We start from the raw sequence: 8,136 nt of genomic DNA, 5'->3' as shown, positions 1-8,136 counted from the left end.
TCTTGATATATCATCGCCGCCACAGGGATGGTCCCGACACGGCAGACAAAAATCTTCGCTTTGGTCAAACAGCTTCTCTTGCCTTGTCCCTACAACCGATGATCTTGATATATCATCGCCGCCACAGGGATGGTCCCGACAGGGCGTGCCACAATCTTCGCTTTGGTTAAACAGCTTCTCTTGCCTTGTCCCTACAACCGATTATCTTGATATATCATCGCCGCCACAGCGATGGTCCCGACACGGCAGACAAAAATCTTCGCTTTGGTTAAACAGCTTCTCTTGCCTTGTCCCTACAACCGATTATCTTGATATATCATCGCCGCCACAGGGATGGTCCCGACAGGGCGTGCCACAATCTTCGCTTTGGTTAAACAGCTTCTCTTGCCTTGTCCCTACAATTCATCGTTTATATCTATCTTCGCCGCCACAGGGATGGTCCCGACACGGCAGACAAAAATCTTCGCTTTGGTCAAACAGCTTCTCTTGCCTTGTCCCTACAATTCATCGTTTATATCTATCATCGCCGCCACAGGGATGGTCCCGACAGGGCGTGCCACAATCTTCGCTTTGGTTAAACAGCTTCTCTTGCCTTGTCCCTACAATTCATCGTTTATATCTATCTTCGCCGCCACAGCGATTGTCGGGACACGGCGTGCCACAATCTTCGCTTTGGTTAAACAGCTTCTCTTGCCTTGTCCCTACTATTCATCGTTTATATCTATCTTCGCCGCCACAGCGATTGTCGGGACACGGCGTGCCACAATCTTCGCTTTGGTTAAACAGCTTCTCTTGCCTTGTCCCTACAATTCATCGTTTATATCTATCTTCGCCGCCACAGGGATGGTCCCGACAGGGCGTGCCACAATCTTCGCTTTGGTCAAACAGCTTCTCTTGCCTTGTCCCTACAATTCATCGTTTATATCTATCTTCGCCGCCACAGGGATGGTCCCGACAGGGCAGACAAAAATCTTCGCTTTGGTTAAACAGCTTTTATCAAATCCGTTGGCATCGGAATAACTAACCTCTCTTCTCTTTCTGGAGCGGAATTTCGCGCCTTTTGCGGTTTATTCATTCAGACATAACCGGAAACGATATTACTCATTTCCCTACTGATGTGGACTCCAGCAATTTAACGCTGGCGTAGATGGCGTTGATATGGGGTGTCGGGATTTGGGTCAATCTACCTAATTCTGCTACTGCACCCACGATCGCATCAACTTCTGTGGGACGATTTGCTTCAATGTCTTGCAGCATTGAGGTTTTGTGCGCGCCAACTTTTTCGGCGCCGTTAATTCGTTGCTCTAAAGTTATACCAAAATCAATTCCCAGTTTTTCCGCTATCGCTTGCGCTTCGCTCATCATTTGTCGTGCCAGTTCGCGTGTCATATGATACTTGCAAATCGCATCTAGCGTGGCGCGAGTTAGGGCGCTTATGGGGTTGAATGCGAGATTTCCCCATAGTTTTACCCAGATATCTGTGCGAATTTGATTCCGTATGGGGGCTTTAAAACCTGCCTGTTTTAATACCTGCGCTAATGTTTGGATGCGTTCGGTTTTTGACCCGTCAATCTCGCCCAGTGTGAAGCGATCGCCTTCTATGTGCTTGATTACACCCGGTTCTACAATTTCTGCCGCTGGATAGATGACGCATCCGATGGCGCGATCTGCTCCGATGTTGGCTTCCACAATGCCATCGGGATCGACGGAATGAATGCGAGTGCCTTCATATTCGCCCCCATGCTGGCGGAAATACCACCAAGGTATGCCATTCTGGGCAGTCACAACGATTGTGTCAGGATGATAGAGTGCGGGGAGCGAGGGAGCGATCGCGGGTAAGCTCTGAGCTTTGACTGTCAAAATTACAACATCTTGCGGGCCAGCTGCCTCTAGACTATTGGTTGCTAGTTTTGGGATTGCCACTTGGCTGGAACCGTCTGCCATTATTAGCTTTAGTCCTTGGGAGCGAATTGCTTCCAGATGCGCGCCACGGGCAATTAGGGTCACCTCTGCTCCTGAAGACGCTAGTTTTGCTCCCAGGTATCCACCAATCGCACCCGCACCAACTATGCAAATTTTCATGGGATGAGCTTCAGTAATTTCGCCATACTCAAACGTTGCAATTTACCTGTGGCACCACGAGGTAGTTGATCCAAAATGTGAATTTGTTTGGGAAGCTTGAAATCTGCCAAAACATTGGCGCAATAAGCTTTGAGGTCTGTTTCAGTGGCAACGTCTTTGAGGACAACAGCGGCATGGATATCCTCGCCCAGAGACTTATGGGGAACCGCAAACGCCAGCGCTTCGGCAACGGCGGGATGGCGCAATAGTACGTTATCTACTTCTAGGGGAGAAATCTTTTCACCGCCACGGTTAATCAGTTCTTTGATTCGTCCAGTCAGATGGAGATAGCCGTCTTCATCTAGCTTGCCTTGATCGCCTGTGCGAAACCAACCGTTGACAAAGGCTTTGGCGTTGGCTTCTGGATTGTTTTCGTAACCATCGATCGCATTGGCTCCTTTGATCGCTACTTCGCCTAAACTACCCTGGGGGAGCAAGTTGCCTACCTCGTCCATAATCGTGACTTCTACGCCAAAACCGTAACCGACGCTGCCTGGTTTGCGTAAATTTGGCGGTAGGGGATTGGTGGTCATCATGTGAGCGGCTTCTGTCATGCTGTAAGATTCCAGCACGGGAGCGTTTAGCGTTGCCTCGATTTGCTTGATGATGACGAGAGGCAGGGGGGCGCTGCTAGAACGAATGAAACGGAAAGGATTCGCTTTGACAATCTCTTGATTGCGCGTCGCACGTGCCAAAATCATCTGGTGCATCGTGGGTACTGCCGAGTACCAAGTGGGTTTGAAGCTATCCACTAGCTGCCAAAATTCTAGGGCGTTAAAACCATTGGGACAGACTACAGTACCGCCAGATGCCAAGGTTGACAGCATAGATCCCACGAGTCCGTGAATGTGAAACAAGGGCATGAGGCAGAGTGTGGTATCTTCCCTAGTCAGGTTGTAGGCAGTGATGATGTTTTTGGCAGAGGCAATTAGATTGCGGTGGCGCAGGGGTACGCGCTTCGGGCGACTCGTGGTGCCGCTGGTGTGTAATATCATGGCGATGCTGTCGGCATCGGGTGCGGAGGATGGAGTTGGTAAATTGCGATCGCATTTCTCTCCCCCAATCAGTTCAAAACTAAGAGTGCCATCGGCTTCCTGATGGGCGTGGATTAGCTTCATTGCAGGAGTAATGGCGGACTTCGCTTCTGCTACAGTTCCCGGTAATACAATCAATGCTTGGGCTTGCGTGTCTTCGTAGTAGAAGGCAAACTCTTCTTGCTTGTACTTGGGATTTAATGGACATGCTGTGCCGCATAGGGTAGCCGCCAGGAATGCGATCGCCATTGGGGTACCATTGGGCATTGCGATCGCAATTCTGTCCCCCTGTCCTAAACCAAAGCTGTGGAGTTGAGACACTAACCGAGCGATATTCTCGCGCAGTTGCTTGTAGGATAGGGGCGGTTGCTCTGGAGCAATCAGCGCCGGATGAGTATCGTCTGCAAACAAGTCAAGGATGTTCATTTGGAGTTTGGTCAAGCAGTTTTAGCATCACTGTGAAACCTTTTGAGATTTCAGATTTTGAATTCTTCAATTCAAAATCTGAAATTTACAACTTACGCAAAAAAACCGGGTTTCTAGGTCGAGTTTCCCCGCGGAGCGAGCGTCCCCCCGTCAGAGCGTCCTCTTCAATTGGGCGCAGAAATTTCCAAAGATCGATTCCCAGGTTCTACATTGGTTGCTTTAGATAAGGTTTCGGTTTCAGGCTGATCTTGGCTTAATGCCGCATACAAGCTCTGGGCGATACTGTTGATACAACCAGCAATTGGCACGGCAATTAACAAACCCAGCAATCCTCCAACTTTGGCACCTAGCAACAAAGAAACTAAAACCCAAACGGGATTTAGACCGATAATTTCTCCTAAAATTCGGGGCGCAATAATATTGCCAATCGCCTGGTCAATTAGAGTGGCGACGAACAGAACCTTAAGCCCCAGCCAAAAGTTTTGGAAAGCCATGAGTAAACTGACGGTGCTAATACCAGTTGCGCCACCAAAAGGAATCAACGTCATCAATCCCACTCCCAAACCAAAAAGTAGGCCAAAGGGAACTTTGAGGATGGAAAATGCCACGGTCAAGGAAACGCCCATCAGGGTGGCTAATGTGGCTTGACCGATAAAATAGTTGTGAAAATTCTGCCGTAACGATTGCCGGATCTGCGAACCGATGCTGGAGGGAAACCACTGAAAAATTCCGTCCCAGAGTCGCTCTCCGTGCAACAACAGGTAGAAAGTCAAGACAATTGTCAAGATGACGTTGATGACGCTACCCAGGGTATCGAGAACAAATTTGATGCTTTGCCCCGTCAGGGACTGCAATTGACTCGACACGCGCCCAATCGTTTGGCTGGCCAACTCCAGTAGATTTATCGGCAGGTTTCGCTCTGCGGCCCAGTCGCGAAAGGCTTGGAGTTGCTGGGTGCCAGAAGCAATCCAACTCGGAAGGCGCACGATCAGTCCGTTAAGCTGATCGATGAGCAGGGGCGCTAAGGTGAGGCCAAAAGCACCCAAAATTAATAAAGTGAACAGGACAACCAACAAAACGGCACGGGTTCGTTCCATTCCTCGCTGCCGGAGAAACACAACTGGATAGTCCAACAAGAAAGATAAAATGGTGGCGATGACCAAGATGCCGATGATCGATTGGAAATAATGAAACACCAACAGCCCTAGCCAGCCGTTGAGAACGATTAAGGGAAACGCCAACCCTACAAATATCCATCGAGGCAGTTTACTTGCTGATTTGAGCATAATGACTTAAGCGCGGCAGGGTACCGATACCCAGCGTTTGCTGGAAATTCCACAAAACTGCGACACCTCTGTAACAAGCATGTCATATTCAGTTCTTATCTTTAAAAGTGTGAGGCTTCACCTATCCGACTGCGTATTCTCAGGCGGGTAAACCCCTATCAGGCGCTACTACTCAATTTCTATCCTTAGACAAGCCAGAGTTTTCAGTTACTTATACAAGGTGTTAAAAATGCACTCCTTACACCCAGTCAAATCTTCCGACCTCAAGCCCTCTAGCCCCAAAGGTTTTTCATTGGCAACGCCAATCAAATATCTATCCCTGATGCTGCTGGGAGCCGGTGTGACTTTCGCTGGCAGCTATTTTACTTCGATGCGAAGTCCTGCGGATCTATCCGGTTCTCAACTCACTCAAGCCCCGCTTCCTCCCACGGTTAACTCCCCGCCCATCAGATTCCCAGGCGGGACCAATACCAATTTCATCACCAATGTAGTTGACAAAGTTGGGCCAGCCGTGGTCACTATTAACGCTTCCCGCACGGTGAGAAATCCCATGGCTGAGGAATTCGAGGAAGACCCTATGGAGGAGTTCTTTGGTTCCCAAAGGCCACAACAACCCAGGCGGCGGGTTGAAAGCGGTACGGGGTCGGGTTTTATTATTAGTGCCAACGGTCAAATCCTCACCAACGCCCACGTTGTGGATGGTGCGGAGCGGGTGAATGTCACCCTCAAGGATGGTCGCAGCTTCCAAGGTAGGGTTGTAGGTACGGATCGGGTGACCGATGTGGCGGTGGTGAAAATAGAAGCGAATGGACTACCAACGGCTAGTTTGGGCAATTCCGACCAGCTGAGACCGGGTGAGTGGGCGATCGCCATCGGCAACCCCCTGGGTCTGGATAATACCGTCACCACCGGCATTATCAGCGGTACGGGTCGATCTGGCTCCCAAGTGGGCGTACCCGATAAGCGGGTGAGGTTTATCCAAACCGATGCGGCGATTAATCCAGGCAATTCTGGCGGTCCATTGCTCAACGCTGCGGGTCAGGTAATCGGGATTAATACCGCTATTATCCAAGGGGCGCAAGGTTTGGGTTTTGCCATTCCCATCAATACCGCACAAAACATCGCCAATCAGTTAATCTCCAAAGGTCGGGTGGAACATCCTTACTTGGGAATTCAAATGGTGACCCTCACCCCAGAAGTTAAACAAAACATTAACAGCAGTCGCGACAGCAATTTGAGCATCGATGAAGATCGCGGCGTTTTGATCGCTCGCGTCATGCCCAATTCACCCGCTGCGCGTGCTGGACTGCGTTCTGGTGATGTCCTGACTCAAATCAACGGTCAATCCGTTAAAGACGCCGACGCCGTCCAACGAGCCGTTGAAAATACCAAGGTGGGCGATAATCTCCAAGTGGGGCTGCGTCGCAGCGGACAAAGCCTCAACCTGACTGTACAAACAGGTGCTTTCCCCGCCAATTCGCCTCAATAGGACAAGCGAGTCGGGCACGGCGTAGAATAATTTTTGGTTTAGATAAAAACACGATCTAATGCCGTGCCCCTACTGTAAAATCTTGTCTGATATCGAACTCAGGTTACTTATGATTGCGGGATAGGCTTTTAGCCTATCCCGTTTGCACTCTTGGGCTAAAATTTGTACTATCTTGCGATTTGATCGGGAAGTTAGCCGTGCGTCTTACCAAATACCTAGAAAATCAGTCCAAGTTTGTTTTGATAGCTTTAGGACTTTTATTGCTTTTATTAATCGGAGGGATTGATGCCCTCATTTCTCCCGATGTTTCTTTATCAATATTTTATTTAATTCCCATTTCTTTTACAACTTGGTACGCGGGCGAAGCGGCGGGAATATGGATATCTATTGCCAGCGCGATCGCCTGGTTTATCGCCAATGAAGTAATCGGACAATCAACCCATTCTCATCCAGGTATTCCTTATTGGAACGCCGCCGTTCGATTCGGCTTTTATTTAGTAACTACCTATCTTTTATCCGAATTGCGAAGTTCCCGCGAGCGCGAAAAAAAACTCGCTCGTACTGACTCGATAACCGGCATCGCTAATCAAAGATTATTTGATGAATTAACCAACCTGGAAATTCAAAGATCCTCTAGGTATGGACATCCGATCACCTTGGCTTTGATAGATATTGATAATTTTAAAGGTGTCAACGATAAGTTAGGGCACAAAATTGGTGACAAGCTTTTACAAGAAGTGGCTCAAACTATTTACGGGAATATTAGAGCAACCGATATAATTGCCAGACTAGGTGGAGATGAATTTGCCCTCCTACTGCCAGGAACGGGGTACGAACCATCGCAAATTGTAGTTGAAAGAGTGCAAAAAAAACTTGTGGAAACTGTAGAATATCATCAATGGCCTGTTTCGTTTAGTATCGTTGCGATTACGTTTATGAGCGTGCCAAAATCCGTAGACGAAATGATAGAAAAAGTGGATTTTTTAATGTATAGGCTCAAGAATAGCGGCAAGAAGGGGATCGAGCATAACATTGAGTAGTGAGCAGATGCTATTCTTGGGAATCGTAGAAGGGAAATAGGTAAGCGATCGCTGCTAACCCAAATAAAGTTAACAGGCTAATCAAAGATAAACATAAGAAAACTGGTGACATAGTCGGACTGCAAGCATGTTACTGGGCTGATGCTCTCAAAGTAACACCAAATTATGACAGTCTTGCGAACAATTTGTGTCAATTGTATTAAACGGAAATTACAAGTAATATCATTTCCGGTCAATTACCCATAATTAGGAGTAGGGAACATTATTAACGTTATTTGTTTGTCCGAGATATCTATTATGTTCCCTACGGAACGACGCGGTGAGGTTTGATTATGGGCAATTCAACGAACATGATATAAAAAGTAGGGAGGGGAAAAAACTTTCCCTCTCCCACTTTCTAGATGGCTGTATCCGCTAGCCACAGCGCCACGTTACGCACGTAAGTTTGAATATCTTCCAAGGCGCGGGGTTCGTTTTTCATCCCGTTTCCTGCCGGTTCGTCTACAAAGCTGGGACAACCTTTGTCGAGATCCCAGTTGTAATCGACAAAATGATGGAAGCTGGCGTGAGCAACTGTGCGTCCCAGCAGATTCTTTTGTTCGTCTTTGTAATGTTGACACTCTCCGGTCTAAAGACACGGAGATTCTAAGTTCGTCGTCGAAACTTGCTCTACCAGGCTTTCACCAAGTAGCGTAGTGGTTTCAACTCCCTTAGCGTTTCTTCGGGACTGCCCGTCCCTA

At 48.3% G+C, this 8,136-nt stretch carries 6 protein-coding genes and 1 pseudogene; 3 read left to right on the top strand and 4 right to left on the bottom strand.

Going from position 1 to position 8,136, the window contains the following annotated elements; all coding sequences use genetic code 11:
• Positions 1-384 precede the first annotated feature (384 nt).
• Entirely contained in the window at positions 385-1,020 is a 636-nt protein-coding gene (locus tag MiSe_RS45980; protein ID WP_226593562.1) for a hypothetical protein, read from the top strand.
• An 81-nt stretch (positions 1,021-1,101) separates the two neighbouring features.
• On the opposite strand, the gene MiSe_RS45975 is transcribed toward MiSe_RS45980, so the two are convergent.
• The 3 genes from MiSe_RS45975 to MiSe_RS45965 all read right to left on the bottom strand — a co-directional run bounded on the left by MiSe_RS45975 (position 1,102) and on the right by MiSe_RS45965 (position 4,867).
• Positions 1,102-2,082: a 2-dehydropantoate 2-reductase gene (locus MiSe_RS45975; protein WP_226593560.1), complete on the bottom strand. Its 981-nt coding sequence runs from the start codon at positions 2,080-2,082 to the stop codon at positions 1,102-1,104.
• The gene (locus tag MiSe_RS45970; protein ID WP_226593558.1) at positions 2,079-3,581 is read right to left on the bottom strand and encodes an acyl--CoA ligase; all 1,503 of its coding nucleotides are present in this window, start codon (positions 3,579-3,581) and stop codon (positions 2,079-2,081) included. The genes MiSe_RS45975 and MiSe_RS45970 overlap by 4 nt, the downstream gene beginning before the upstream one ends.
• Positions 3,582-3,745: 164 nt before the next feature.
• Complete coding sequence (locus MiSe_RS45965) at positions 3,746-4,867, bottom strand: AI-2E family transporter (protein WP_226593556.1); 1,122 nt, start codon at positions 4,865-4,867, stop codon at positions 3,746-3,748.
• A 229-nt stretch (positions 4,868-5,096) separates the two neighbouring features.
• On the opposite strand from MiSe_RS45965, the gene MiSe_RS45960 reads away from it, so the two are divergent.
• Positions 5,097-6,356 carry an HhoA/HhoB/HtrA family serine endopeptidase gene (locus tag MiSe_RS45960; protein ID WP_226593554.1) on the top strand — a complete coding sequence of 420 codons (1,260 nt, stop codon included), beginning with the start codon at positions 5,097-5,099 and terminating at the stop codon, positions 6,354-6,356.
• 197 nt (positions 6,357-6,553) lie between these two features.
• Complete coding sequence (locus tag MiSe_RS45955) at positions 6,554-7,396, top strand: GGDEF domain-containing protein (RefSeq protein WP_226593552.1); 843 nt, start codon at positions 6,554-6,556, stop codon at positions 7,394-7,396.
• A 397-nt stretch (positions 7,397-7,793) separates the two neighbouring features.
• Here MiSe_RS45955 and MiSe_RS54305 read toward each other — a convergent pair.
• Positions 7,794-8,003 (bottom strand): annotated as a pseudogene (locus MiSe_RS54305) (hypothetical protein); the annotation flags it as partial.
• Positions 8,004-8,136 lie beyond the last annotated feature (133 nt).

It is taken from the genome of Microseira wollei NIES-4236 (assembly GCF_020521235.1).
Lineage (GTDB): Bacteria > Cyanobacteriota > Cyanobacteriia > Cyanobacteriales > Aerosakkonemataceae > Microseira > Microseira wollei.
The sequence above is the reverse complement of the archived record's forward strand: the minus strand, read 5'-3'. Positions and strand labels throughout refer to the sequence as shown.